Source organism: Mesorhizobium sp. M0208 (assembly GCF_040322015.1).
Taxonomy (GTDB): Bacteria; Pseudomonadota; Alphaproteobacteria; order Rhizobiales; family Rhizobiaceae; genus Mesorhizobium.
In genome coordinates this window covers 49,334-73,395 of record NZ_JAMYSP010000029.1, presented here as the reverse complement: position 1 = coordinate 73,395, position 24,062 = coordinate 49,334, and the positions used below count along the sequence as shown (strand labels likewise).

24 protein-coding genes are annotated in these 24,062 nt (G+C 63.8%); 9 read left to right on the top strand and 15 right to left on the bottom strand.

Annotated elements, in window-relative coordinates:
- Window positions 1–34: 34 nt before the first annotated feature.
- The 4 genes from NKJ17_RS24635 to NKJ17_RS24620 form a co-directional block, all read right to left on the bottom strand.
- Window positions 35–1,030 (bottom strand): saccharopine dehydrogenase family protein, encoded by a 996-nt coding sequence (locus NKJ17_RS24635; RefSeq protein WP_352690378.1) that lies wholly within the window; start codon window positions 1,028–1,030, stop codon window positions 35–37.
- Complete coding sequence (locus NKJ17_RS24630) at window positions 1,027–1,530, bottom strand: Lrp/AsnC family transcriptional regulator (RefSeq protein WP_352507119.1); 504 nt, start codon at window positions 1,528–1,530, stop codon at window positions 1,027–1,029. The genes NKJ17_RS24635 and NKJ17_RS24630 overlap by 4 nt, the downstream gene beginning before the upstream one ends.
- Window positions 1,531–1,847: 317 nt before the next feature.
- Entirely contained in the window at window positions 1,848–2,891 is a 1,044-nt protein-coding gene (locus tag NKJ17_RS24625) for an acyltransferase family protein (protein WP_352507120.1), read from the bottom strand.
- A 215-nt stretch (window positions 2,892–3,106) separates the two neighbouring features.
- A complete protein-coding gene (locus NKJ17_RS24620; RefSeq protein WP_352507121.1) occupies window positions 3,107–3,832 on the bottom strand; it encodes a 3-keto-5-aminohexanoate cleavage protein in 726 nt (241 codons plus the stop codon).
- Between the two features lie 161 nt (window positions 3,833–3,993).
- Between NKJ17_RS24620 and NKJ17_RS24615 the strand changes: the two genes are divergently transcribed.
- Window positions 3,994–4,737 carry a 2OG-Fe(II) oxygenase gene (locus tag NKJ17_RS24615; protein ID WP_352690373.1) on the top strand — a complete coding sequence of 248 codons (744 nt, stop codon included), beginning with the start codon at window positions 3,994–3,996 and terminating at the stop codon, window positions 4,735–4,737.
- Window positions 4,738–4,765: 28 nt separating this feature from the next.
- Here NKJ17_RS24615 and NKJ17_RS24610 read toward each other — a convergent pair whose 3' ends face one another.
- Window positions 4,766–6,121, bottom strand: a complete 1,356-nt coding sequence (locus tag NKJ17_RS24610; RefSeq protein ID WP_352690371.1) for a sigma-54-dependent transcriptional regulator — start codon at window positions 6,119–6,121, stop codon at window positions 4,766–4,768.
- A gap of 6 nt (window positions 6,122–6,127) precedes the next feature.
- Window positions 6,128–7,987 carry a sensor histidine kinase gene (locus tag NKJ17_RS24605; protein ID WP_352507124.1) on the bottom strand — a complete coding sequence of 620 codons (1,860 nt, stop codon included), beginning with the start codon at window positions 7,985–7,987 and terminating at the stop codon, window positions 6,128–6,130.
- A gap of 236 nt (window positions 7,988–8,223) precedes the next feature.
- Here NKJ17_RS24605 and NKJ17_RS24600 point away from each other — a divergent pair, with 236 nt between their 5' ends.
- The 4 genes from NKJ17_RS24600 to NKJ17_RS24585 all read left to right on the top strand — a co-directional run bounded on the left by NKJ17_RS24600 (window position 8,224) and on the right by NKJ17_RS24585 (window position 11,859).
- The gene (locus NKJ17_RS24600) at window positions 8,224–9,555 is read left to right on the top strand and encodes a dicarboxylate/amino acid:cation symporter (RefSeq protein ID WP_254819444.1); all 1,332 of its coding nucleotides are present in this window, start codon (window positions 8,224–8,226) and stop codon (window positions 9,553–9,555) included.
- Window positions 9,556–10,025: 470 nt separating this feature from the next.
- Window positions 10,026–11,093: a glycosyltransferase family 2 protein gene (locus NKJ17_RS24595; RefSeq protein WP_352690368.1), complete on the top strand. Its 1,068-nt coding sequence runs from the start codon at window positions 10,026–10,028 to the stop codon at window positions 11,091–11,093.
- A gap of 152 nt (window positions 11,094–11,245) precedes the next feature.
- Window positions 11,246–11,524 carry a type II toxin-antitoxin system RelE/ParE family toxin gene (locus NKJ17_RS24590; protein WP_352507177.1) on the top strand — a complete coding sequence of 93 codons (279 nt, stop codon included), beginning with the start codon at window positions 11,246–11,248 and terminating at the stop codon, window positions 11,522–11,524.
- Window positions 11,525–11,550: 26 nt separating this feature from the next.
- Entirely contained in the window at window positions 11,551–11,859 is a 309-nt protein-coding gene (locus NKJ17_RS24585) for a HigA family addiction module antitoxin (RefSeq protein WP_352507126.1), read from the top strand.
- 43 nt (window positions 11,860–11,902) lie between these two features.
- Here the strand turns inward: NKJ17_RS24585 and NKJ17_RS24580 are convergent, their stop codons facing one another.
- The 6 genes from NKJ17_RS24580 to NKJ17_RS24555 all read right to left on the bottom strand — a co-directional run bounded on the left by NKJ17_RS24580 (window position 11,903) and on the right by NKJ17_RS24555 (window position 17,364).
- Window positions 11,903–12,190 carry a DUF982 domain-containing protein gene (locus tag NKJ17_RS24580; protein WP_352475640.1) on the bottom strand — a complete coding sequence of 96 codons (288 nt, stop codon included), beginning with the start codon at window positions 12,188–12,190 and terminating at the stop codon, window positions 11,903–11,905.
- Between the two features lie 88 nt (window positions 12,191–12,278).
- Window positions 12,279–13,085 carry an ABC transporter permease gene (locus tag NKJ17_RS24575; protein WP_352507127.1) on the bottom strand — a complete coding sequence of 269 codons (807 nt, stop codon included), beginning with the start codon at window positions 13,083–13,085 and terminating at the stop codon, window positions 12,279–12,281.
- 4 nt (window positions 13,086–13,089) lie between these two features.
- Window positions 13,090–13,923, bottom strand: a complete 834-nt coding sequence (locus tag NKJ17_RS24570; protein ID WP_352507128.1) for an ABC transporter permease — start codon at window positions 13,921–13,923, stop codon at window positions 13,090–13,092.
- Window positions 13,924–13,947: 24 nt separating this feature from the next.
- Complete coding sequence (locus NKJ17_RS24565; protein WP_352507129.1) at window positions 13,948–15,063, bottom strand: ABC transporter substrate-binding protein; 1,116 nt, start codon at window positions 15,061–15,063, stop codon at window positions 13,948–13,950.
- A 67-nt stretch (window positions 15,064–15,130) separates the two neighbouring features.
- Complete coding sequence (locus NKJ17_RS24560) at window positions 15,131–16,225, bottom strand: ABC transporter ATP-binding protein (RefSeq protein ID WP_352507130.1); 1,095 nt, start codon at window positions 16,223–16,225, stop codon at window positions 15,131–15,133.
- Window positions 16,226–16,476: 251 nt separating this feature from the next.
- Window positions 16,477–17,364 (bottom strand): LysR substrate-binding domain-containing protein, encoded by an 888-nt coding sequence (locus tag NKJ17_RS24555; RefSeq protein WP_254819437.1) that lies wholly within the window; start codon window positions 17,362–17,364, stop codon window positions 16,477–16,479.
- A 75-nt stretch (window positions 17,365–17,439) separates the two neighbouring features.
- On the opposite strand from NKJ17_RS24555, the gene NKJ17_RS24550 reads away from it, so the two are divergent.
- Together NKJ17_RS24550 and NKJ17_RS24545 are read left to right on the top strand one after the other, a co-directional pair.
- Window positions 17,440–19,032, top strand: a complete 1,593-nt coding sequence (locus tag NKJ17_RS24550; RefSeq protein WP_352507178.1) for a zinc-binding metallopeptidase family protein — start codon at window positions 17,440–17,442, stop codon at window positions 19,030–19,032.
- Between the two features lie 33 nt (window positions 19,033–19,065).
- Window positions 19,066–19,998, top strand: a complete 933-nt coding sequence (locus NKJ17_RS24545) for a dimethylarginine dimethylaminohydrolase family protein (protein ID WP_352507131.1) — start codon at window positions 19,066–19,068, stop codon at window positions 19,996–19,998.
- 12 nt (window positions 19,999–20,010) lie between these two features.
- Here NKJ17_RS24545 and NKJ17_RS24540 read toward each other — a convergent pair whose 3' ends face one another.
- Window positions 20,011–21,018 carry an ornithine cyclodeaminase family protein gene (locus tag NKJ17_RS24540; RefSeq protein ID WP_352690362.1) on the bottom strand — a complete coding sequence of 336 codons (1,008 nt, stop codon included), beginning with the start codon at window positions 21,016–21,018 and terminating at the stop codon, window positions 20,011–20,013.
- A 160-nt stretch (window positions 21,019–21,178) separates the two neighbouring features.
- Here NKJ17_RS24540 and NKJ17_RS24535 point away from each other — a divergent pair, with 160 nt between their 5' ends.
- Window positions 21,179–21,640 (top strand): Lrp/AsnC family transcriptional regulator, encoded by a 462-nt coding sequence (locus NKJ17_RS24535; RefSeq protein WP_352690359.1) that lies wholly within the window; start codon window positions 21,179–21,181, stop codon window positions 21,638–21,640.
- Window positions 21,641–21,759: 119 nt separating this feature from the next.
- On the opposite strand, the gene NKJ17_RS24530 is transcribed toward NKJ17_RS24535, so the two are convergent.
- Both NKJ17_RS24530 and NKJ17_RS24525 read right to left on the bottom strand, forming a co-directional pair.
- Window positions 21,760–22,143 (bottom strand): YybH family protein, encoded by a 384-nt coding sequence (locus NKJ17_RS24530; protein WP_352507133.1) that lies wholly within the window; start codon window positions 22,141–22,143, stop codon window positions 21,760–21,762.
- A 161-nt stretch (window positions 22,144–22,304) separates the two neighbouring features.
- A complete protein-coding gene (locus tag NKJ17_RS24525) occupies window positions 22,305–23,054 on the bottom strand; it encodes an SDR family NAD(P)-dependent oxidoreductase (protein ID WP_352507134.1) in 750 nt (249 codons plus the stop codon).
- 96 nt (window positions 23,055–23,150) lie between these two features.
- Between NKJ17_RS24525 and NKJ17_RS24520 the strand changes: the two genes are divergently transcribed.
- Entirely contained in the window at window positions 23,151–24,044 is an 894-nt protein-coding gene (locus NKJ17_RS24520; RefSeq protein ID WP_352690355.1) for a LysR family transcriptional regulator, read from the top strand.
- Window positions 24,045–24,062: the final 18 nt, after the last annotated feature.

The window sequence follows — 24,062 nt, the reverse complement described above, 5'->3', positions numbered from 1 at the left end:
GCAGACCATCGACAACCCGTTCGGCACGAGGTTGTCACCCATGTCTTAGGTACATTCTGTTACCCATGTCTCCGGGTCGTACCGTCACCGTCTTGCGGCGGCCGCCTTCGCTGCCGACAAACACGTTGCGCATGACGCAAAGGTCCTTTTCGTCCGCGCCATATTGCAGTTGCGGGCCAAGCAGCCGGCCGAGGAATTCGCGTGGGCTGACACCGGTGCCGGATACCTTTTCCTCGGACAGGAAGCCGAGCTGCTTCAGCGGCGCCCAGAACGCCGACCAGCCAAGCCAGCGCAGCGAATATCGGCCGGAGCGCTGCAGCCCCTTTGCGGCGGCAAGCATGCCGGCATAATGCGGCGCGTCGCCATTGGGGAAGGCTTCCAGCCTGCCCAGCCCCGCCACCTCGATCTCGTGGATGAAGCGATTGTCGTGCTGGCGGGCGGCCGGCACATCGACCCGTTCGCCATTCTCGACCAGCACACTGTCGCGGTTCTGGCTGACCAGAACCATGTCGAAATTCCAGCTCACCTTGTAGCGCAGCGGCTCGACCACCGCTTTCGGCTCGGGAATGCCGCCGCAGTAGGAATCGATCGCGGTGATGGTGTCGAACTGGCTTGCGGCGCGCGCGTAGAGCACAAGGTCGATGCCGGGGTCGAGCCCGCATTCGGTGACGATCGAGACGCCGGCCTTTTCGGCCTCCGGCGCGAGATCGGCGATGGCCTTGCCGTAATTGGTGGTGACCAGCGGCGTGCGCGTCGCGATCGCCGCCTGCACCGCCTCGCGCATCAGCGGTTGCGGCAACAGGTCGATGACCGCGTCGACGTCCTTCATCACATCGGCCAATGCTGGGCCGATCGCGTCCTCCGGCACGACGAAACGCACCCGGGCAAGGTCGGTCAGGCCGCCAAGCCGCGCAGCGCCGTCGGTTGCGGTGTCGACACAGACCACTTGCTCGACGCCGTCACTGGCAACGAGATCGGCGATCGCCGCCCGGCCTTGCAGGCCGAGGCCGCCGAGAACCGCGATCTTCATGCCATTTCCTTCCGCGGCTCGTCCGACCAGCAGCCTTCCGGCAGGCTGACCCATTTGTTGCAGGAGGCCATGACGACGAAGGTCTCGCTGCGCACGACTTCGCCCGGCTCACCGGCGCCGGGGATCAGCTCGCTGGTGACGCGGTAGAGATCGGCGACATCACCGGCCACAGTCACGTCGACGATGATGTCGAAGCGTCCGGTGACGACGGCTGCCGAGTTCACGAAAGGCAGTTCGGAGATGCGCTGCGCCAGTTCCCGGGCGCGGCCGCGTCCCTGCGCATTGATGCCGACGATCGCCGAGATCAGCTCGGGGCGTTCGGTGAGGTTGAGCAGCCCGACGATCTTGAGCAGGTTGCGGTCGAGCAGGTTGCGCAGCCGCATGCGCACCGTCGGCACCGAGATCGCCATCTTCTCGGCGAGGCGGTTGACGCCAAGCTGCGCGTCCTGCGACAGCAGCTTGACCAGTCGCCGGTCGGTCTGATCGAGATGTTCGCGCAAACGCTCAGGCTTTCATAAAGGGAAATAAACGGTCGGATTTTCTTTCGGATATGAAAATACGTTATGAGAGATTTTTAACAATGGCAAGAGGCATGTCGTGCGCGGTGCCCCTATGCCTGTCGGCAGTTTCGTCGAGGACGCCACATTTTGTTCTTGCTTTGTGCCGGCAGCTATGCTATTAATTTGGATATGGTGCCAATTTGGCTCCAACGACCCATCCTCCCGAGGCGGGTTTTTGTTTCCGGATCTTTTGAAGGTTCAGCGCCGCCGGTCTAAGGTTGGCGAGACAGCGTGGTTCCGCGGAGCGCAGCCGCAGTTCATGCCTTCACGTGACGGGCGGAAAGGCTCATCCGCGAAATGGCCAAAATCGGCTTTTCAACAAAACTGTAGCTGGCCAGGGAGACGGCAATGCAGGCGGTGACAATAACCATGCCAGCAAGCCATGGTGATACGCTGACGCTTGCAACGACAGGAGCGGTCGCAAGCAGCACGATAGGATGCGTCAGATAGAGAGAGTAGGAGGCATCGCCCAACCTTGCCAGCAGGCGAGGAGCAAAAAGCCGGAAGTAGTTTTCCAGGCTGATGCAACCGGCGACAAGGATCAAGGCCGGGATTCCCTGAGCAAGGGTTCGCGGCAAGTTGAAGCCAAGTACCATCACCAGCATGGACACGATGGCGAACACGAGCGCCGAGACACCCAGGACGGTAGGCAAACGCGCCAGTCTGCCGACCAGGTGGCCGAGCGCCATGCCGGCAAGGAACTCAAACAGGATTGGCGTGGTATAGAAAAACAGCACAGTGTCGGCGGCGGGTTTGAAGACGATGCGCGCCGCTACGGCGATTGCAAAGACAACGCCGACCATGGCCATTTGCGTCAGCGTGCCGACACGCATAGTCGCCGCGAACAGAATGTAAAACAGGATTTCCAGATTGAGCGTCCAACCCACGCCCAGCACCGGTTGGACATAGCCTGTGACCGTATCGAGATAGGGTATGAAAAGCAGGCTATTGGTGATCTGCTCAAGAGACACTGCACGATCGGCAAACAACCAAAGTGCGGCGACCATGAGGAAGGTCATAACCCAATAGAACGGAACGACGCGCGTGAACCGCTGCATCAAAAAAGCACGGTGGTCTGAGCGTCTGTTCTCCGTCGAGAGAACCATGACAAAACCACTGATGACGAAAAACAAGTCGACGCCACTGTTCAGAACGGGAATACGCAGGTCGAGCATGCCCAGTGCGCCCGGAAGATGATAGGTAACAACCATGAGGGCTGCCAGCCCCCGCAGGATCTGTATCGATGTATACTGTTGAATCCGGCGCGGCGCGGCGTGATCATTCTGCGGAATGATTTTCATAAAAATGGTCCCCGGTGCGGGAGAGCACTAACATACGGGGTCGTTGATGTGCTGATTAATTGCTGGTTTAATTAATATGTAAAGTTTTAGATAGATTTTACTGACATTAGCGTGCTGCCACGCTTGAGTTCGCCGACTTAGACCTGCCTATTTGCCAAAACTTGCTATCTCCCCCCTGAAGAGGGGGATCGGCGGCCATCGACGCTTTCCCCGTGCTAACGACTGGTCTCGAAGATAGCGACGGCTGCCGCTGTCAGCGCAGCGTTACCGGGTGCTACTGTTCCATCAGGAAGCTCCTTGCCGTCTTCCAGTCCGACGCGCGTCGACCAACGGCGTTCCGCCGCCCGGTGCACGAAAGGCCAGACCGTGGCGTCGGCGCCGTGCAGCAGGATTGCCCGGCGCATTCCGGCGCCGTCGAGCACGGCGGCGATATCGTCGCTGATCTCAAGCGCAGCGTCCGGCTCCTGCTCGGAGATTTCGATCAGGATGCGCAGCACGCGGTTGCCATGGTCGAGGCTCACCAGGCGTTCGGCGTCGGCTACGGAGGCAAGCCCCGCCTCGATGCCAATGCCGCGCTGGCGCAGACGGCCCATGACTGCCGGTGCTGCATTCTCGCTGAGATTGACCGAGGCATAGTCGGGCAGCTCGCTCCAGCGGGCGATCGCGGCAAGCGTGCGCTCGTCGTCGCTCTCGATCCAGGCGCCGGTGGAGACGCCGATCAGCGTTCCCGGGCAGGCGCGGCGCAGCGCCAGCACGGTCGGGTCCATTGCGTCAGGGGCAAGGCTTTCGCGGCCATCGAGCCCGCGTGCATGGACATGCAACTCGGCCGCACCTGCGGCCACGCAGGCCGTGCCGTCTCGCGCAATGGCTTCGGGATCAAGCGGCAGTCGGGGGTGGAAATCGGCGCTGCGCGCGCCATTGATGCAGGTCTGGACGATCATGAGGTGGTGGTCCCGTTGAGTGGAACAAGTTTAGCCCATGACCACGAAATCGGAAATTGAATGACGTCCCGTCCCGCAAGGCTCACCCGGCAAGAAACGGGTGGTCTGCGCGGGCCGCTTCACCCATTTCAATTGACAGAGAAGCCACAGGAGGCGAAGCCATGACCATCCATTCGATAGGCGCGAAAGCGGCGGTGAAATCGGCGGAGGTGCGCGTTGCCGGATATGATTGGCGGACGCTGGCCGATGAGCTGAGCGGCTATGGCTGCGCGGTGATGGAAAAGCTGCTGACGCCGCAGGAGTGCCGGCATATCGCCGGGCTCTATCCGGACGAGAGCCATTTCCGCAGCCATGTGCACATGGCGCGGCATGGTTTCGGCAAGGGCGAGTACCGCTATTTCCGCTATCCCTTGCCCGACTTGATCGGCGGCTTGCGCACCGCGCTCTATCCGCGCCTGGCCGCGGTTGCCCACGACTGGAACGCGCGCATGGGTATCGCGCAGCGCTATCCCGACGAACACGCGGCGTTCCTCGAGCAATGCCACGAGCAGGGCCAGACGCGGCCGACGCCGCTCCTGCTGCAATATGTCCCCGGCGACTTCAACTGCCTGCACCAGGATCTCTACGGCGATCTTGCCTTCCCGCTGCAGGTGGCGATCCTATTGTCGGAACCAGGCAAGGATTTCACCGGCGGCGAGTTCGTGCTGACCGAGCAGCGTCCGCGCATGCAGAGCCGCGTCGAGGTGGTGCCGCTGCGCCAGGGCGATGCGGTCGCCTTCGCGGTCCACAATCGTCCGGTCCAGGGCAGCAAGGGCAATTACCGCGTCAACCTCAGGCATGGCGTCAGCCGGCTACGCTCCGGCATGCGCCACACTGTGGGCATCATCTTCCACGACGCCAAGTAACCGAGCCGCCGGTCCAGGCCGCCGGCGATTACCGGGAAAAATCGCTGCGCACGATGCCGTGGCGCTGGAGCTTGTCGTAGAAAGTCTTGCGCGGAATCCCCAGCGCTTCGATCGTGCGCCTGACATCGCCGTCGTTGCGGCCAAGCGTCTCGCGGATGATGTCGGCCTCGTAGCGCTCCAGCCGCTCCGGCAGCTTCATGGCGGCGTTCGATTGGGTCGGGGCAGGGGGTTGCGTCTCGGCGCCTTCCTCCAATCCAAGCACGAACCGCTCGGCGAAATGCGCCAGCTCGCGCACATTTCCCGGCCAGTCATGGTCGCTCAGATGGCGATGCACCGTCGCTGGAACTGCCGGCACAGGGCGGTGGAAGCGGGCGGCGGCGCGCTCCGCAAAATAGAAAAACAGCAGGGCGACATCGTCGCGGCGCTCGCGCAGCGGCGGGATCGAGATCGTCACCACGTTGAGCCGGTAATAGAGATCCTCGCGGAAAGCGCCGCGCTGGCGCGGATCGCCGAGGTCGACCTTGGCGGCGGCGACGACGCGCAGATCCACCGGCCGCACCTCGTTGGTGCCGAGCGGCGTGACCTCGCGCATCTCCAGCACGCGCAGCATCTGCACCTGTGTCGAGACCGGCATGCTTTCGATCTCGTCGAGGAACAGCGTGCCGCCGCTGGCGTGCTCGATGCGGCCGATCCGTTTCTTCTGCGCGCCGGTGAAGGCGCCGGCCTCATGGCCGAACAACTCGCTCTCGATGACGGTCTCCGGCAGCGTGCCGCAATTCAGCGCGACGAAATTGCCCTTGGCGCGGCGGCTCCAGCGATGCAGAAGACTTGCCACCACCTCCTTGCCGGAGCCGGTCTCGCCGGTCACCAGCACGTCGACGTCGGTATCGGCGATCTGGCGCAGCGTACGGCGCAGCCTGTCCATCGCCGGCGTCTGGCCGATCAGCGGCAGGCTGTCCTGCGCCTCTCCGGCCGCCTCGCGCAAGGCCCGGTTCTCCATTACCAGGCGGCGCTTTTCCGCTGCGCGGCGCACGCTCTGCACCAGCCGGTCGGCGGCGAAGGGCTTGGTGATGAAGTCGTAGGCGCCGTCCTTGATCGCCTTGACGGCCATGGCGATGTCGCCATGGCCGGTGACGAGGATGACGGGAATGTCGGCATCCAGCCGCAGGATGCGATTGAAAAGCTGCAAGCCGTCGATCTGAGGCATGCGGATATCCGACACCACGACGCCGGCAAAACCGGCGTCGAGCGTGGCCAGCGCCTCGGCCGCCACCGCAAAGGCCGAGACCGAGAAGCCGGCAAGCTCCAGCGTCTGCGCGGTGGCCTTGAGGAGATCGCGATCGTCATCGATCAGGACCACCGGTGCGGAATTGTCGTTCGTCATGATGGCTTACGCTGCTTTCTGGAGATGAATGGTGAAGCGGGTGCCGCTGTCGCCGCTCGAAACCTCGATGCGTCCGCCATAGTCGGCGACGATGTCCTTGGAGATGACGAGGCCGAGGCCAAGGCCTTTTTCCTTGGAGGTGTTGAACGGCGTGAACAGCGATTTGAGGATCGCCGGCGGAATGCCGGGCCCGTTGTCGGATACGCTGATCGTCACGCCGTCCGCGGTCTCTTCGACCGAGACCTGCACATGAGCGTCGTCGCGGCCGTCGAGCGCCTCCAGCGCGTTCTGGAAGAGATTGATCAGCACCTGTTCGAGCCGCACCCGATTGCCCATGACCTTGAGGCTCGGCAGCGGCAGGTCGACGACCAATGCGTCGAGCCGGCCGGCAAAGCGGCTTCTCAACAGCATGACGGCGCCTTCGATGACGCCGCGCAATTCGACGGGCTCGGCGGCGGTGCGGCCCTTGCGGGCAAATGCCTTCAACTCCTCGGTGATTGAGCCGATGCGTTCGGTAAGGGCTGCAATGGCGCCGAGATTTTCCTCAGCCGGCCCGGTCTGCTTGCGGTCGAGGAAGGTGCGGGCGTTGTCGGCATAGGCACGGATGGTGGCGACCGGCTGGTTGATCTCGTGGGCGACGCCGGCGGCGACCTGGCCGAGGATGGCGAGGCGGTTGGCCTGGACCAGGTCCTGCTGCACCACCTGGAGCTTTGCCTCCGTGTTGCGGTGGCCGGTGATCTCGGCCTGCAACCGGTCGCGGGCTCGGCTCAGATCCTCGGTGCGTTCGACAACGCGGCGTTCGAGTTCGGTGCGCGCCGCCTGTTCGGCGGCAATCCGCATCTGCGCCGACTGCCGGCGCCACAACAGATACGCGGCCAGGCCGAGCAGCGGCACGACGACACCCAGTGCCAGAAGCCGCATTTCGCGGACGGCGGCGGCGATCGGCGCTTCAGCCGGGATCAGATATTCGAGCCGCCAGGGGGTCGAAGGAACCGGCGTCGAAAGGCTGAGATACTGCGCGTCGCTGCCGCCGGGCGTCACCGCGTGGACGATCGACACATCCGGGCTGAGCGCCTGCGCGTGCATGATCGGCAACGGCACAAGCGGCGCGTCGCCGAACTGTTGGCTGTCGCGAATTGCGGCTTGCTTGGGTGCGGCCAGCGGCGCGGTTGTCATGAAGCGCCAGGACGGCACGCTGGTGATCAGCACGACGCCGTTCTCGTCGCTGACATAGGCCGGGCGGTTGGCCTCGCGCCAGTCGGCTTCGAGCTGGTCGAACTCCATCTTGACGACGACGACGCCGAGCGGTGCGGCGGCATCGCCGACGCGCCGCGAAATGTAGAGGCCGGGACGCTTGCTGACATTGCCGAGCGCAAAATATTCGGCGGTTCCGGCCTGCATCGCGCCGGAGAAATAATCGCGAAAACGGTAGTCGTTGCCGACGAAGCTGATCGGCTCGCGCCAGTTGCTGGAGGCGATCGCCAGTCCGTCGGCGCCGATCACATAGAGCACCGACGCCTTGGTGCCGGAGACCAGCCCCTCGAGCTTGCGGTTCAGCACATCTATTGCCGCGGCGTTTTTCTGCGTCAGCGCATCACGCACTTGCTGGTCCGCGGACAACAGCAGGGGCAGGGCGCGCGGGCTTTCGAGCACGGCGCGCAGCAGCGCGACCTTCAGATTGGCGTCGGTACGCCCCTGCGCCGCCAGGGTCCCGATCTCGGCGGTACGGCCGTAAAGGCCGGCGCCGTAGAGCGCTGCCGTGACGATCAAAAGCGCGACGGCCGCAAACAGCAGCCAGGCTCGGCGCGCCCGCCTGGCGAGTTGCTCGGGCGTCGAAGACAAGGCACCGGCGGGGCGTTGCAGCATCGCCCATTTGTGCATGAACTCGCACAAAACACAATTCGACCTATGCGGAGAGTCGCACTTGACCATGCGTCCGGCAGTGCGGCCGTTTGTGAATGCTCAACAAAATCAATGATGAATAACTCTTCTGCGTATCTGGCACGGCTGTTGCAAACACGAATTCGGCAGTCGCGAGGCTGCTGGTCAAAACAACTGCCCCGGGGAGTCGAGCTTTCGATCGGGGCGCCATGGAGGACGTCATGCAGACAGCAATCGCTGCCGCCGAGCCGCGCGGCAAACTTCCCTTATACCGGCATCTTTATGTGCAGGTGCTCGCGGCGATCGCCGCCGGCGTGCTGCTCGGCCATTTCTATCCCGAAACCGGCGAGGCGATGAAGCCGTTCGGCGACGCCTTCATCAAGCTGGTGAAGATGGTGATCGCGCCGGTGATCTTCCTGACCGTGGCGACCGGTATCGCCGGTGTTTCCGACCTGCAGAAGGTCGGCCGCGTCGCCGGCAAGGCGATGATCTATTTCCTGGTGTTCTCGACGCTGGCGCTGGTCGTCGGCCTGGTCGTCTCCAATGTCGTCCAGCCCGGCGCCGGCATGCACATCAATCCGGCCACGCTCGATACCGCCAAGGTGACGGCCTATGCCGAGAAGGCGCACGACACGACCATCGTCGGCTTCCTCATGAACATCATCCCCGACACCATCACCGGCGCCTTCGCGCAAGGCGACATTTTGCAGGTGCTGTTCTTCTCGGTGCTGTTCGGTGTCGCCCTGGCGCTGGTCGGCGATCGCGGCCGTCCGGTCGTCGATTTCCTGCAGGCGCTGACCACGCCGATCTTCCGCCTCGTCGCCATCCTGATGAAGGCCGCGCCGATCGGCGCGTTTGGCGCCATGGCCTTCACCATCGGCAAATACGGCATCGGCTCGATCGCCAACCTGGCCATGCTGATCGGCACATTCTACCTGACCGCGTTGCTGTTCGTGCTGGTGGTGCTCGGCGCGGTTGCCCGCTACAACGGCTTCTCGATCCTGGCGCTGATCCGCTACATCAAAGAGGAGCTGCTGCTGGTGCTCGGCACCTCGTCCTCGGAAGCGGCATTGCCGGGCCTCATGGCCAAGATGGAGCGCGCCGGCTGCAACCGCTCGGTGGTCGGCCTGGTCATCCCGACCGGCTATTCCTTCAATCTGGACGGCACCAACATCTATATGACGCTGGCCGCGCTGTTCATCGCACAGGCGACCGACACGCCACTCACCTACGGCGACCAGATCCTGCTGCTCGCCGTCGCCATGCTGAGCTCCAAGGGTGCCGCCGGCATCACCGGCGCCGGCTTCATCACCCTGGCGGCGACGCTTTCGGTCGTCCCCACCGTGCCGGTCGCCGGCATGGCGCTGATCCTCGGCGTCGACCGCTTCATGTCGGAATGCCGGGCGCTGACCAACTTCATCGGCAATGCGGTGGCGACGGTCGTGGTGGCACGCTGGGAAGGAGAACTCGATCAGACGAAGTTCGCCGCCGCCATGGCCGGCGACTTACCGGAGGAAGTCGACCTGTCGCTGCCGGGTTTGCAGGCCGCCTGACTGTTTAGGCCACATGACCATAAGCCCCGGAGGCGGTTCGCCGGCTCCGGGGCAAAAGCGCCGGCGGTCGCGGCATGCCGCCTGAAACGCAACCTGAAGTGGCCCTGTTTTCGACGCGGGGCTTGTTCCAGCCGCATTTGCAGGCCACTATCCGCCATGTCTTCAGGGCACCCGTCCGCTTCGCTCCCGACCTGATCGCGAGGCGAGACATTTCCGTCGGGCTCGGCTGCGACATCACCTTGGCCGAACGTCGGAGCTTTTGCTGCCGCCGACCCTCTGCGCATGGCAGCAGCCCTTGAAGGCAATGGCGGCCTCAATACGAAGTCGCAAAGCGAAACGTGACCGTCTCCTCGTGGAAAGCGCAAGCTTTCTCCTCCGGGGAACTCGTCGCGCGTCAAGAGGGGCGCTTGAAGAAGGGCGAGCCCATGAGGGCTTTTGCCGAACCAAAGCAAGATGCGAGGTCAAACGCGATGCAGTCTGTCCAAAACCGGCTTCCGGTATCCATCATCATCCCGAACTACAACTATGCGCGGTTCCTCAAACGCAGCATCGACAGCGCTCTCGAGCAGGACTACGCGGATGTCGAGGTCATCGTCGTCGACGATGCATCGCAGGACAATTCCACGACGATCATGGAATCGTATCACGACGAGATCCTCGCATGCCCGCGAGCGCAAAATGGCGGACACGCGGCGGCATTCAACACCGGCTTCGCTGCGAGCTCGGGCAAGATCGTCCTGTTCCTCGACGCCGACGATTATCTTTATCCAACCGCCGTCTCCACCATTGTCGACACCTGGGACGAGGCAACCGCTCAGGTCCAGTCCAGACTGCATATCGTCGACGAGGGGCAACGCATCAAGGATGTCTTTCCGCCGCCCGAACTGCCTTTCGACAGCGGCGACGTCATGCCGAAACTCCTGCACAAGGGTCGCTACCAGACCACCGTGACCAGCGGGCTCGCCTTTGACCGCGCAACGCTCGAATCGATCATGCCGATACCGGAGCCGGAGTTCCGCCAGGGCGCCGACGGCTATCTGGCAACGCTGGCGCCGATGTACGGGCACGTCCAGTCCATCGACGAATGCCTCGGCGCCTACCGGATCCACGGCGCCAATCATTCGGTCTTCGGTGAAAAGCTCGCCGAGCGGGCACGCTGGCGGGTGACCCACGATTTCCGCCGCATGCAGGCCCTGTCGGACCAGGCCTCCGGGATCGGCCTGACCATCGTGCCGTCGGATGCTGTCCGCCACGATCCGGTCCACCTGGAAGAGCGGCTGGCGTCGCTTTGCGCGGACCGAGACCGACACCCCGTGGCCGACGATTCCCGGCTGCCGCTCGGGGCGGCCGGCGCCGTCGCCAGCCTTGAAATGACCGCATCGCTGCGGCGGCGCGCCATCCTTGCCGCCTGGTTCCTGTCGGTCGGGGTGCTGCCGCGGAAAATGGCGACCGCAGTCCTGTCGTGGAAGCTTGATGCGTCGTCGAGACCGGCATTTTTGAGCCGCCTGTCCAAGAGAATCCGCCAGGCGATGGGTTAGCGGATAATGCCGTGACATCGGTCCGCCAGGTATTCGGCTGGCCCGGCCCAGCGTCCAGCGGGCGTATTATTGCCTTCGATGGGCTCGGACCATTCCGTAAATCATTTGCTTACACCTGCTTGACCCGTGTAAGCGATATGCTTACATGCTGCATGATCAAGTCGTTCGAGCACAAGGCGCTGGCGGACCTCTTTCAAACCGGAAAGACCGGAAAGATCGACGCCAAGATGCATAAGCGCATCCTTGTCCGGCTTGACCGTTTGGAAGTCACGGCAAGACCTGACGACATGGACCTGCCCGGCTTCGACTTCCACGCATTAAAGGGCTTCAGCCCGACCCGCTACACGGTGCATGTCAACGGGCCGTGGTGCATCACATTTGAATTCGACGCCAATGATGCTGTCCGCGTCGATTTCGAACAGTACCATTGAGACGGCTTAGATTGGAGAAATCGATTATGAGCGTGTATGAGCCGATGCATCCGATGGAGCGCTGCCCATCCCACCCCGGGGCGTTGCTCGACGACATTATCCCGGCAACCGGCAAGACCAAGGTGGAAATCGCCAATCTGCTCGGAATCTCGCGCCAGCAGCTTTACGACATCATCCGCGAAAAGAAGCCGGTGTCGCCGGCTGTTGCGGCGCGCCTTGGAAAGATGTTCGGCGACGGCGCCGCGATCTGGCTCAGGATGCAGGCCGCTTACGATGCGTGGCACGCGGAGCGCGAGGTCGACGTCAGCGCCATTCCAAGGCTGCATGCTGCCTGAGATGCAATAGATCGGCCGAACCACCGAGGCTCTCATAAATCGATCACGGTCCCGCCTGCCTGGACCGGTCCTGCGGTTCGACGGCTCGCTCGACCAGGACATGCGCCTCCCGCGCGGCCTCGATGAACGCGTCCCTGGCGGCTTCGGTCCAGCGATCGTCGCTCATGGCGCGGCGGCATGTGCGCAGTGCCAAGCCGTGTTTGGCGCTGCCGGCGTCGCGCCAGTGGGCTTCCAGCAATTCGACAGCCTGCCGTGCATTGGAAATGTTGCGGATATCTCCCACGATGCCGACCGCAACCGCAACCGGCTTGGAAAACCATCCTTGGTTCATGGCGAAGCCTTCGACGTGTTGAACTACCTATAACGAAAATCGTAGCGCAAGGTTTCATTTGCGCCAGTCACCACGGCGTGAGGCGCGTCTACTGCGCCGCGCGCAGCCTGACCACGACGCTGCGCGCCACAAGCACCAGCACGGTGATGACGATCAGGATCACCGAGAGCGCTGCGATCGCCGGGTCGATGTTGTCGCGCAGGCCCATCCACATTAGCCGCGGCAGCGTGATGGCGTTGACCGAGGTGATGAACAGGGTGACGCCGATCTCTTCCCAGGACAGCACGAAGGAGAGCAGTGCTGCGGTGACGATGCCGAACTTGATATTGGGCATGATGATGCGGGTGGCGCGCTCCCATACGGTCGCGCCGAGGCCGCGGGCGGCGAGGTCGATGCGGCGGTCGAGCTGGCTGAGCGACACCAGGATCAGCACCGTGGCGAAGGGCACCGTCATCACCGCATGCGCCATCGCGACACCCAGCCAGGTGTCATAGCCGAAGAACGACGAGAACCCCGAGATCGAGGTCAGCAGGAAATAGAGCGTGATTGCCGACACCACCGGCGGCACTACCATCGGCAGCAGCACGAAGCCGACGAGAGCGGCGGTGAAGCGCGGCTGGAACATCCAGACGCCGAGGCTGAAGCCCAGCGCCAGCACCGTGGAAAAGGCGCTGCTGACTATGCCGATCCTGATCGAGAGCAGGATCGCATTGATCCAGCGCGGATCCTCGATCAGCGCCTGGTAATGGCGCAGCGACAGTTCGCCCGACGGCATCGCCAGCATGCGGCTCGGCGTCAGCGACACCGGGATCACGGCGAGCAACGGCAACAGCAGGAATAGCGCGACCAGGGCGGCGAGGATCAGCGAGACGGGACCGGGGCGGTAGGTCGGCATCGCGCTACACCAACTGCTTCGGCCTGATATAGCGGAAAAGCAGCGCCATCAGCGCGCCGACGAACAGCACCAGCACCACGCTGATCGCCGCACCCAGGCCCCAGTCCGGGCTCTGGAAGATGCGGAGATAGATCAGCTCGGCGATCATCACGCTGCGGCCGCCGCCGAGAATCGCCGGCGTGACGAAGAAGCCGAGCGAAAAGACGAAGACGATCAGCGCCGAGCCGATGATGCCGGAGCGGGTCATCGGCACGAACACCGACCAGAAGGTGCGCATGCGGCTGGAGCCGAGGCCGCGCGCCGCCAGCAGCACACGGTCGTCGAGGCTTCGCATCGAAGAGGCCAGTGGAAACACCGCGAAGGGGATGAGGAAATGCGTCATGCCGACGATAACGCCGAACTCGTTGCGCACCAGAGCCAGCGGCTCCGAGATGAAGCCGACCGCCTGCAGCCAAGTGTTGATCAGGCCGCGATTGGACAAAAGCGCCACCCAGCCGAAGGCGCGCGTCAGCACCGAGATCCAGAACGGCACCAGGATGCAGAACTCGGCCACGACGCGCTGCACCGGCGTGCCGCGCACCCAGACAACGGTAATGGCGTAGGCGGCGGCAACCGAAACGATGGTGACGATCGCGGCGATGCGCAGTGTGCGGATGAAGACCGACTGCACCAGCTGATCCGTGAGCAGCGCATTGTACTGCCCCAGCCCCGGCGTAGGCAGGGTGAAGCTCCATTTGACCACGCCGAGGAATGGCCAGGCGTAAGCCAGCACAAGAAAGAGGAGCAGCGGCGCCATCAGCAGCGCCGCGCCCATCCTGTCGGAGAGGTGTGCTCTCATCTCGCCCCTGGCTATCCCGGCTTGTCAGGCGGAGATGATCTTCGTGTATTCGTCGAGTGCTGCCCCGTAGTTCTTGGCGTACCAATCCATGTCGAGCGGGATCTGCTTTTTCATGTTCTCGGGATCGACGGGGTTGATTCGCTTCTTGTCGGCGGGGATCAGCGCGTCGGCGGCCGGGTTGGCCGGACCTTGGCCGAGCTTGTCGAACATGATGAGTTCCTTCTCCGGGTCCTGGGTGCTGGCGATGAACTTCATCGCCGCGTCCTTGCCGCCGGGATTGCCCTTGAGCACGGCGAGCGCGCCGGGCGAGATCAGGCCCTGGTCCCAGATGAACTTGATCTTGCCGCCGGAATCCTGCTCGATGAGCGAAGCCCGGGTCGACCAGACGATCGCCATCGAGGCCTCGCCATTGAGCAGCACGCTCTGGCTTTCGGCGCCGCCACCCCAATAGGCTACGACGTTCTCCTTGAAGGCAGCGATCTTGTCATGCGCGCGCTTGAGGTCGAGCGGATAGAGCGAGGCCGGCGCGATGCCGTCGGCAAGCAGTGCCGCTTCCCAGCTCGACACGCCCCATTTGTAGAGCGAGCGCTTGCCGGGGAATTTTGCCACGTCGAAGAAGTCGGCCATGCCGGTCGGTGCCTGACTGCCGTATTTCTCGGCATCGTAGGCGATGACATAGGAGAAGAAATAGGTCGAGGCCGCGTATTCCCAGCCGAATCCCGGCCGCATCTTCTTCTTGTCGACGATCGAATAATCGATCGGCTCGAGCATGCCTTGCGCGCCGAGCGTGATGGCCGAGAACGGATCGACGTCGACCAGGTCCCAGGTCGGCGCGCCGCTCTTGAACTGCGCCGCGATCGCGCCTTCGGTCGGGCCGGAGCCGTCCATCTTGACGGTGATGCCGGTCTCCTTGGTGAAGGCTTGGCCATAAGCTGCGTCGTAGGCGGTGATGGCGTCGCCGCCCCAGTTGACCAGCACCAGTTCCTTAGCCGCGGCAAAGGCGCCGGTCGAGCGTAGCAGCATCGGCGTGCCGGCCAGCACCAGTGCGGCCAGTTGCGTGAACTGCCGGCGCGAAATCTCGCCGCGCACTGCCCTGGCGGACAGCGCCTCGATGGAATTTTTCTTGGTTTGATTTGTCATGTCAGTTCCCCTTTTTTGTTGTTGGTGTTTCCTGAAAGTCAGCTTGGCGAATTCGCCACGCCGATCGTCATTGTCCTCCGTCCGGAAGGAGGAAGCCTTTCTCCGCCGGCCAAGTCAGCCACACGGAATTGCCCTTGCTGAGCGCGGAAGCGGCAACCTCGTTCGGCACCGAGACCGTGACCTTGGCGCCTTGGTGCGTCGTCAGATCGAGCCGCGTCGCAGCGCCGAGATAGGTCGAGGCGACGGCAGTCGCGGCAATACCGTTCTCGCCCGCTGCCGCCTCGCGTGCGATCGACATGTATTCGGGCCGGATCGCCAGGATGGCGTCGCCACGGACCTTCTCGGCCTTGCAGCGCATGCTGATCGCGCGGTCTTCGCAGAGGCCGGTCGAGCCATTGTCGGCCGGGCGCACGCCCTTCAACGGCAGCATGTTGATCTCACCCAGGAACTCGGCGACGAAGCGGTTGTCGGGCCGGTCGTAGACCTCGTCGGGCGCGCCGACCTGCAGCAATTTGCCATGGTTGAAGATGGCGACGCGAGACGACAAAGCCAGCGCCTCGCTCTGGTCATGGGTGACGAAGACGAAGGTGGTGCCGGTCTCCTGGTGCAGCCGCTTCATCTCGGCCTGCATCTGGCCGCGCAGGCCCTTGTCGAGCGCCGAAAACGGCTCGTCAAGCAAAAGCACGCCCGGCTCGAAGACCAGCGCCCGCGCCAGCGCCACCCGCTGCTGCTGCCCACCGGACAATTGCGACGGCAGTTTCTTTTCGTGGCCCTTGAGCCCGACGCGCTCGATCATTTCGCCGACGCGGCGCTTGATCTCGGCCGCCGATTTCTTGCGTACCTTGAGTGGGAAGGCGATATTGGCCTCGACCGACATATGCGGGAACAGTGCGTAGCCTTGGAAAACCATGCCGGCGGCGCGCTGCTCGGCCGGCCGCTCGGTGATATCGACGCCGTCGCTGTAAAGGCGACCGTCGGTCGGCTGAATGAAGCCGGCAAGGATCATCAGGAAGGTGGTCTTGCCGGAACCGGAGGGGCCGAGCAGGGTAAGGAACTCACCACGGCCGATATCGAGCGTCAGATCGTCCAGCGCACGGAACGAGCCGAAGCTCTTGCCGATCCCGATTGCCTTGATCTCTGCGGCCCGGCCGGGTTGCTGCATCCTGCCCTTTCCTTAGCGTAGGCGAAATCGTAGGCAGGGCGGCGGCTTACCGCAACCGAATAGTTTTCGCCTGATCGGCAAATTTGATTCATCTATGCGCCAATCTTGGGGAGATTTCGCCGAAGGCGACGAAGGGGGGCGTCTCGCGTGAAGCGCCAACTTCCTCTTTCTTCGAAAATCAGACCGGGCCGAGCCCAGCCAAGCGACCCCCTCTGGCCGCTTCGCGGCCATCTCCCCCTCAAGGGGGGAGATTAACGCTGGTTCTCCGACAGCTTCGACCTCAGCCACCGCCCAAACGCCTCCAGCACCGGATGCGCCGCCTTGGCATGTTCCGAGACCAGAAAATACGAGCGCGGGGAATTGATCGCTATGTCGAAGGGGCGCACCAGCCGGCCTTCGCTCAGTGCCCGGCCGCTGGTCAGTTCGTCGCCCATGGCGATGCCCTGGCCGGCGATCGCCGCCGAAAAGACCAGGTTCATGTCGGAAAAGAAGATGCCGCCTTCCGGGTCGGGGTTCTCGACCTTGGACAGCGCCAGCCAACGCGCCCAGTCCTCGGTGTCACCGAGATGCAGGAGATTGGCGCGCAGCACGTCTGCCGGCTTGGAGAAGCCGCCGATCTTGTTGAGCAGCGTCGGGCTGCACAGCGGCGTGAACGAGATTTCGCACAACAGCTCGACCGCGCGGTTCGGCCAGTTGCCGACGCCAAAGGCGATGAAGGCGTCGGCCTCGGCATTGCTGACGTCATCGAGGCGGCGCGGCGTCAGGATGCGGAGCGCGACATCTGGATACATCTGCCGGAATTCGCCAATGTGAGTGCACAGGAAAAGCGAGGCGAAGCCAGGGGTGCAACTGACGCTGAACGAACCGCCGACGCCGGTGCCGGCATGGCGCGTCACCGCGTCACCCAACACCGTCAGCGCCTTGCGCACGTCGCTGGCATAGCGCTGGCCACGCGGCGTGAGCGCCACGCCCTTGCCGATGCGTTCGAGCAGATCGAAGCCGAGATCGCGTTCGAGCAGGCGCAATTGATGGCTCACCGCACTGCGGGTCAGATGCAGTTCGTCGGCGGCGCGCCAGACGCTGCCGTGGCGGGCAAAACTGTCGAGGGCGCGCAGCGCCTGCGTCGAGGGAATTCTCAAGAGGTGAACCGAATTTGCATGAGCCGGGAAAACATATCACTTTTTGGTGGGGCGCTTCACTGCTTTCTTTCCGCCATGGAGAAACCGGTGACCTCGGCACAAGCGACCGCGCTTGCCTGTCTGGACGACATCCAGCCGTCCCTGTCGGCGTGGACGCGGACCATCTTCGACTTCGGCGAGACCGCCTGGCGCGAATACCAGTCGGCCGCCTGGTATGTGGAGCAGTTGAAGCACGAAGGCTTTTCGGTCGAGGAAGGCTCCGGCGGTATGCCAACGGCCTTCTGCGCCCATTGGATCAACGGGACCGGCCCGACGATCGGCATGTACGCCGAATACGACGCGGTGCCGGGCAATTGCCAGGACGCGGCAACGGTGAAGCGACCGCGTCCCGGCCTCGGCGAACAGGCGGGCGGCCACACCGATCCGCATTCCGGCCTCGGCATTGCCAGCCTCGGCGGCCTTTTGGCGACCAAGGCAGCAATGCAGCGCCACGGCATATCAGGCACGCTGCGCTTCACCGGCGAGCCGGCGGAGAAGGTGCGCGGGTCAAAGCCGATCCATGCCGCGAAGGGCTATTACGATGGGCTGGCGGGTATGATCTCCTTCCATCCTTTCTACATGCTGCCGCTCTGCAACACGGCGCGCTGGGACACGCATTGCGGTGCGGCCTATGCGATGATCCACCGCTTCATCTGTGACGAGCCGGAACATTGGGCGAGGGCGGCGGGCACCGCAGCACCCATCCCGCAGGCGCATTCGGCGGTCAGGGCGCCCGGCGCCAACGACGCGCTCATGATGATGTACATGGCGTCCAAGGCGCTGCGCGATTCCATGCTGCCGCATCAGGGCGGCTGGTCGATCAGCGAGGCGATCCTGACGGCGGGCCAGGCGACCGCCGACAATCTGCCGGCCGGGCTGGCCGAGATCCAGTACATGATCCGCGTGCCGACGCTTGCTATGGCCGAGCAGGTCACCGCCATGCTCGACCGCAATGCGGAAGCCGCAGCCAGGATAAGCGGCTGCCGCCATGAGCGGCACTGGGTGTCGAAGTCGCGGCCGGGGCTGGCCAATCACGTCATGGCCGGCATTGCCTTCGACGCGCTGGCGGCGGTCGGGCCGCCGCGCTGGGACGAGACGGCCAAGGCGATCGCCCGCGAAATCCAGGTCAATGCCGGCGGCGAGGCGAGCGACGAACCGTTCATCGCCGAGCTGGAGCGGCTGATTGCGCCGCAGGATGCAGAGGCGCTGCTGCGTCGCGACCTGCCGCCATCGCAGCTCAATTCGACCTCCGACGACTACACGGACATGTCGTGGCATACGCCAACGGCGCGGTTCTATGTCGCCCGCCCGGCACTGCGCTCGGAGAATGGTCACGCCTATCCGGGCTGGGCGATGAATGCGCTGGGCGGCATTTCTGCCACCATCGACCCGATGGTCATCTGCGCAGCAAAGACCATTGCGCTCGCGGCACTTCGCTTGTTGGAAGACGAGGCTGCGCGCGACGCGGCGATGGACGAATTCGTCGCCCGAACCGGCGGTGGCATCGGCGGCTCGAACTGGATCGCCCCGCTCTGCGACTACGATCCGCCGATCGGATTTCGCTGGCCGGAATACATCACCACCCCGCGCGGACGGGATTGGTGGATACCAAGCAACCAAGCCGCATGATCAACCAGCCGCCCCCATCACGAGGAGAAACTCATGACCGTCCATGACCGCATCGTCGCCGAGCCGTTTTCGCTGCAGCGCCGCAACCCGGTGGGCGGCACCAAGCCGTTGACCGCCTGGGGCTTCGCCAACGAGACCGACGTGCTGACCGACGTGCTGCTCGGCTCGCCGAATTTCCTGCGTCATCTCTCGACCAGCTCGCTGTCGCGAAAACATCTGCGCGAGGCGCCTTGCAACCTCCAGATCGCGCAGGCACAGCACAAGGACCTGGCCGCCGCCTATGAGCATTTCGGCGTCAACATCCACTGGCACGAGCCGACGCCGGAGCTGCCGATGCAGGTCTATTCGCGCGATTCCAGCGTCATGACGCCCTACGGCGCCATCATCACCGCGATGGCCCAGTGGTGGCGGCGCGGCGAGAACTACGCGGCGATCCGCACCTATGAGAAGCTCGGCATCCCGATCTACGACATGGTCACCGCCGGCACCTTCGAAGGCGGCGACTTCAATGTCATCGAGGATGGCGTGGTGCTGATCGGCTGCGGCGGCGCCCGCACGCAGGAGGAGGGCGCGCGCCAGGTGCAGGCCTGGTTCGACAAGGAGGGCTGGGAGACCCGCATCGCCTTCATCGACGAATATTACGTCCATATCGACCTGATGGTGGTGCCGATTGCGGAAAAGCTGACGGCCGTCTGCCTTGCCTGTACGGAGCCCGGCATCGTCGACTGGCTGAAGGGCAAGGGCCACGAGATTATCGACGTGCCGTTCCAGGACACGATGGCGCTCGGCTGCAACTTCATGTCGCTGGGCAAGGACAGGGTGATCGCGCCGACTTCGAGCCAGACGCTGATCGGCCAGCTCAAAGCGCGCGGCTTCGAGGTGGCCGCCATCGACATGAGCGAAATCTCGAAGACCGGCGGCGGCATCCACTGCATGGCACAGGCATTGAAGCGCGAGCCTGCGTGAGGCGGCACGCGCCTACAGCACGACGAGCTTTCCCTTGCGCAGACGCCGGGCGCAGCAATAGGCCAGGTCGGCGGCGACCATGTCTTCCATCGCAATGCCCATCGCCTTGTAGGTGGTGATCTGCTGATCCGAAACGCGGCCCGGCGCGCGGTCGAGTAGCATGGCGCCAAGCTCGGTGCCGAAATCCGGGTCGAAGCCGGCAAGCTCGCAGGAACCGACCGGGGTCGGTTTGAATGCATCCTTGGTTTCGACAAAAAGACTGGATTTGGCGATGAGCTCGATCGGCATTTCACCGCGGGGCGGCGCCACCCCGACCGACGAGACATGCGTGCCCGGCTGGACCCAGCCTGCGTCGATCACCGGCTGATAGGAGTGGGTCGCCAGGCACACCACGTCGGAACTGCGCACTGCCGCCTCGAGGTCGGCGACCGCCACCACCGACGGGTGCAGCCGGGCAAGCGCTGCCGCATCGTCGAAGCTCTTCGAAGCGACGCGGATTTCGGTAAAGTCCCGCACCAGCGGCAACAAATGGAGATGCTGGTTGGCCTGCACGCCGGCGCCGACCACTGTCGCTATCCTGGCATCCCGGCGGGCAAGCGCGCGCACCGACAGCACAGCGGAGCCGGAGGTTCGCACCGCCGTTATGAAAGTGCCGTCCATGATGCAGACCGGCAGGCCGGACAGCGGATCGAACAGGCTGATGGTGGCGAGGTGGCTGGGCAGGTTCTTGGCCAAGTTGCCTTCGAAGACATTGACGGTCTTGACGGTCAGGTTCATGCCTTCCATCCAGGCCGGCATGGCGAGGCTGTAGCCGGCTCCGGGGATGTCGAGCTGTGGCCGGGGTGGATTGACAACCTTACCTTGTGACAGCGCCTTGAAGCCGTCTTCCAGAACATCGAGAAGCTGGCTGAGGTCGATGCACGCCATCACGTCGGCTTCGCTCAGCACCAGGATCTCGGTCGCTCCCTTGCTGATTTCCGCCGCACTCTTGCCGGCTGGACTGAACGCTTCCTTGGTCATCCTGCACTCCCTTTGTTCGTCGAAATCGGCTCACCCCGTTTGCTTCGCGTGGGTGAGGGAAGTGCAAGCTATTGCGAGGTTTCATGTGATGAAATACGTTGATTTTGGCATCTCTGCGTGAAATCAACACATAAATCCCTGAGATAGAGTGGATTGTGAAATGGACGACCTCGACCAGATAGACCGCAGCTTGCTCCGGCTGCTGCAGGAGGACGGGCGCCGAACGACGCTTGATCTGGCCGGGCGTATCGGGCTGTCGCCGACCGGAACCAGCCAGCGGGTGAAGCGCCTGTTCCGCGACGGGTTCATCACCGCGGTCAGAGCCGTGCTCGATCCGCGCAAGGTCGGCCGGGGAACGCTGGTGTTCATAGAGGTCCGGCTTGACCACACGGCGCCGCATGTCTTTGACCGTTTTGCCGAAGCCGTGGCGAAAGCCCCGGAGGTTCTGGAGTGCCATATGGTGGTTGGCGGCTTCGACTATCTGGTCAAGGCGCGGATCGCCGATATGGCGGTGTTCCAGGACTTCCTGCAGCGGGTCATCCTGCCGCTGCCGGGTGTGCGCGAAACGCACACTTTCGCCTCCATCGCCGATGTCAAGCAGAACGCCCTCTTGCCCGTGTGATCAGGTAGAGGAGGAACACTTGTTCAGGGCGGCTTGCATCGCATCCTCGCCATCTTATCGGTCCCCCTTGGCCGCTCTCCCTTTGCCCGCCTTCCGGTGCAGGATGTCGGAGACCGGCGCTAGCCTTGCGCAGTCAGCAGGTTCGCGTCGCGCGCGAGCCGCCACTCACCGTCTGCCTCCTTGCGCAGCAGCGTCAGTGCATATCCCGATCGATGGACCGGCTCGCCATTCGGCGGAGTCGCCGTCATGTCGATGCGGCTGCGGATGAAGGCCCAATTGCCGAGAAGCTGTAATTCCACGATATCGCTGGTGCCGTCGATACGAACGCCGGCCGTCTCCCGCGCGGCTGCCGCGAAGATCTCCTTGTCGAAGGGTTCCCGGCCGGGAACCATGAAGATCGCGTCGTCCGTCATCAAGCTGAGCACGGTCGCAATGTCACCACGCTTGCTCGCATCCATCCACGTCTCGACCAGCCTTCGGATTGCTTTTTCGTCGCCCGTCATCCGTTACCTCCTTGGCATCTAGCGGTCATCGATAGCGCACGGCGCTCCTCCCTTGCTGAGAAACATAGGGCTTGGATCCCCGTCGTCATCGATTGCGGTGTTCCTCGATGTCACGCTGCGGGGGCATGGTCCGTAAAACGGCAGGTCCGCGCCCTCCATATCTATCGCCAGCCGCCCGAGGCGGTGATGCGCTCGCCGGTCAGCCATGACGCTTCGTCGGAGGCGAGGAACACCGCGACGCGAGCGACGTCGTCGGGCCGACCGAAACGGCCGAGCGGGGTCATGGTGACGATCTGTTTTTCGAAGTCGCTGCCGACGATGCCGATACGCTCGAGGCCTTCGGTGTCGACGCCGCCGGGCGCAATGGCGTTGACGCGGATATTGCGGGCGCCGAGTTCCCGCGACATCGACAGCGTGATCGTGTCCACCGCGCCCTTGGTGGCGGCATAGACGAGCGAGTTCGGCTGCGGATTGCGGCTGGCGACCGAGCTTATGTTGATGATGCTGCCGCCGCTCGGGCCAAAATGGCTCACTGCTGCTTGCGTGGTCAGAATGATGCCCAGCACATTGGTGTCGAACTCACGGTGGAACTCGGCCTCCGTCACCGCTTCCAGCGGCTCGAATGCGAAGACGCCGGCATTGTTGACCAATATGTCGAGCCCGCCGAACTCCGACTTCGCCGCCTCAAACAGGCGGCGCACGTCGGCCGATTGCGATACGTCGCCCTGGACGGCGACGGCGCGGCCGCCACGGTCCTCGACCTCCGCGACGACACGGTCGGCGCCTTCCCGTGACGAGGCGTAGTTGACGACCACCGCGGCACCGGCCGTGGCAAGACCCTTGGCAATGGCGGCGCCGATACCCTTGGACGCGCCGGTGACGATGGCGACCTTGCCGTTCAGCTTGCTCATCAATCTCTCCTTTGTCGACGATGAGCGGTATTTAATGATGATCAAAAAGCGTATTAGGATCATAATGATCCATTCTTTCGTGCCTAGAATTCTGGAATGACCACCATTCTCGAAAAGACCGCCGGTCTCGTCGCCTTCGTCCGAACCGTCGATGCCGGCTCATTCCATGCCGCCAGCCGGTTGGTTGGCTCGAGCCCATCGGCGGTGTCGAAAAGCGTGGCACGGCTCGAGCGGCGGCTCGGGGTCAGGCTGATCCAGCGCTCGACGCGTCGGCTCGGGCTCACCAGCGAAGGCCTCGCCTACTACGAGCGGGTGGCGCCGCTGCTCAGGGCGCTGGACGATGCCGAAGACATCGTCCAGGTGGCCGATACGGCGCGCGGCCTGCTGCGCGTCACAGCGCCGGTCGAGCTCGGGCGCGGCCTGATCGCGACATGGGCGCAGGCGTTCCTTGCGCAGCATGGCGAAGTGAAAGTCGAGCTCAGCGTCACCGTTCGGCACGCCGATCTGATCCGCGAAGGCTATGACGTTGCCGTGCGCATGGGGGCGCTGTCGGACACGGGGCTGGTTGCCCGCAAGATCGCCAATCTGCCGATCGTGCTGGTGGCCTCGCCGGCGTATGTCGAGCGGCGCGGCCGTCCGGCATCAGTCGAGGATCTGGCGAACCATGACTTCATCCGCTACCAGATGGCCGGCCGGCCTTATCCGGTCACCTTTGCCGACGGTACGATGATCGTGCCGGATGGGCGGCTCGATACCGATGATGGCGGCGCCATCCGCAATGCAGCACTTGCCGGTGCTGGAATAGCGCATCTGATGCGGTTTGCGGTGCAGGGCGATCTCGACGCGGGCCGCTTGGTCCGTATCCTGCCCGAGGTGGCAATGCCGACCATGCCGGTGCATATCGTCCATGCCTACGGGCGGCAGCTACCGGTCCGGGCACGGCTCTTCGTCGACTTCCTGGCGAGCCAGATGGCGGCGCTGACGCGATAGGGCAGACGCGGTCTGACG

Excerpts from the sequence above, each read along its gene's own strand:
- NKJ17_RS24635 (WP_352690378.1), bottom strand. The coding sequence starts at position 1,030 with ATGAAGATCGCGGTTCTCGGCGGCCTCGGCCTGCAAGGCCGGGCGGCG.
- NKJ17_RS24625 (WP_352507120.1), bottom strand. The coding sequence starts at position 2,891 with ATGAAAATCATTCCGCAGAATGATCACGCCGCGCCGCGCCGGATTCAA.
- NKJ17_RS24620 (WP_352507121.1), bottom strand. The coding sequence starts at position 3,832 with ATGATCGTCCAGACCTGCATCAATGGCGCGCGCAGCGCCGATTTCCAC.
- NKJ17_RS24615 (WP_352690373.1), top strand. The coding sequence starts at position 3,994 with ATGACCATCCATTCGATAGGCGCGAAAGCGGCGGTGAAATCGGCGGAG.
- NKJ17_RS24610 (WP_352690371.1), bottom strand. The coding sequence starts at position 6,121 with ATGACGAACGACAATTCCGCACCGGTGGTCCTGATCGATGACGATCGC.
- NKJ17_RS24605 (WP_352507124.1), bottom strand. The coding sequence starts at position 7,987 with ATGCTGCAACGCCCCGCCGGTGCCTTGTCTTCGACGCCCGAGCAACTC.
- NKJ17_RS24600 (WP_254819444.1), top strand. The coding sequence starts at position 8,224 with ATGCAGACAGCAATCGCTGCCGCCGAGCCGCGCGGCAAACTTCCCTTA.
- NKJ17_RS24595 (WP_352690368.1), top strand. The coding sequence starts at position 10,026 with ATGCAGTCTGTCCAAAACCGGCTTCCGGTATCCATCATCATCCCGAAC.
- NKJ17_RS24590 (WP_352507177.1), top strand. The coding sequence starts at position 11,246 with ATGATCAAGTCGTTCGAGCACAAGGCGCTGGCGGACCTCTTTCAAACC.
- NKJ17_RS24585 (WP_352507126.1), top strand. The coding sequence starts at position 11,551 with ATGAGCGTGTATGAGCCGATGCATCCGATGGAGCGCTGCCCATCCCAC.
- NKJ17_RS24580 (WP_352475640.1), bottom strand. The coding sequence starts at position 12,190 with ATGAACCAAGGATGGTTTTCCAAGCCGGTTGCGGTTGCGGTCGGCATC.
- NKJ17_RS24575 (WP_352507127.1), bottom strand. The coding sequence starts at position 13,085 with ATGCCGACCTACCGCCCCGGTCCCGTCTCGCTGATCCTCGCCGCCCTG.
- NKJ17_RS24570 (WP_352507128.1), bottom strand. The coding sequence starts at position 13,923 with ATGAGAGCACACCTCTCCGACAGGATGGGCGCGGCGCTGCTGATGGCG.
- NKJ17_RS24565 (WP_352507129.1), bottom strand. The coding sequence starts at position 15,063 with ATGACAAATCAAACCAAGAAAAATTCCATCGAGGCGCTGTCCGCCAGG.
- NKJ17_RS24560 (WP_352507130.1), bottom strand. The coding sequence starts at position 16,225 with ATGCAGCAACCCGGCCGGGCCGCAGAGATCAAGGCAATCGGGATCGGC.
- NKJ17_RS24550 (WP_352507178.1), top strand. The coding sequence starts at position 17,440 with ATGGAGAAACCGGTGACCTCGGCACAAGCGACCGCGCTTGCCTGTCTG.
- NKJ17_RS24545 (WP_352507131.1), top strand. The coding sequence starts at position 19,066 with ATGACCGTCCATGACCGCATCGTCGCCGAGCCGTTTTCGCTGCAGCGC.
- NKJ17_RS24540 (WP_352690362.1), bottom strand. The coding sequence starts at position 21,018 with ATGACCAAGGAAGCGTTCAGTCCAGCCGGCAAGAGTGCGGCGGAAATC.
- NKJ17_RS24535 (WP_352690359.1), top strand. The coding sequence starts at position 21,179 with ATGGACGACCTCGACCAGATAGACCGCAGCTTGCTCCGGCTGCTGCAG.
- NKJ17_RS24530 (WP_352507133.1), bottom strand. The coding sequence starts at position 22,143 with ATGACGGGCGACGAAAAAGCAATCCGAAGGCTGGTCGAGACGTGGATG.
- NKJ17_RS24525 (WP_352507134.1), bottom strand. The coding sequence starts at position 23,054 with ATGAGCAAGCTGAACGGCAAGGTCGCCATCGTCACCGGCGCGTCCAAG.
- NKJ17_RS24520 (WP_352690355.1), top strand. The coding sequence starts at position 23,151 with ATGACCACCATTCTCGAAAAGACCGCCGGTCTCGTCGCCTTCGTCCGA.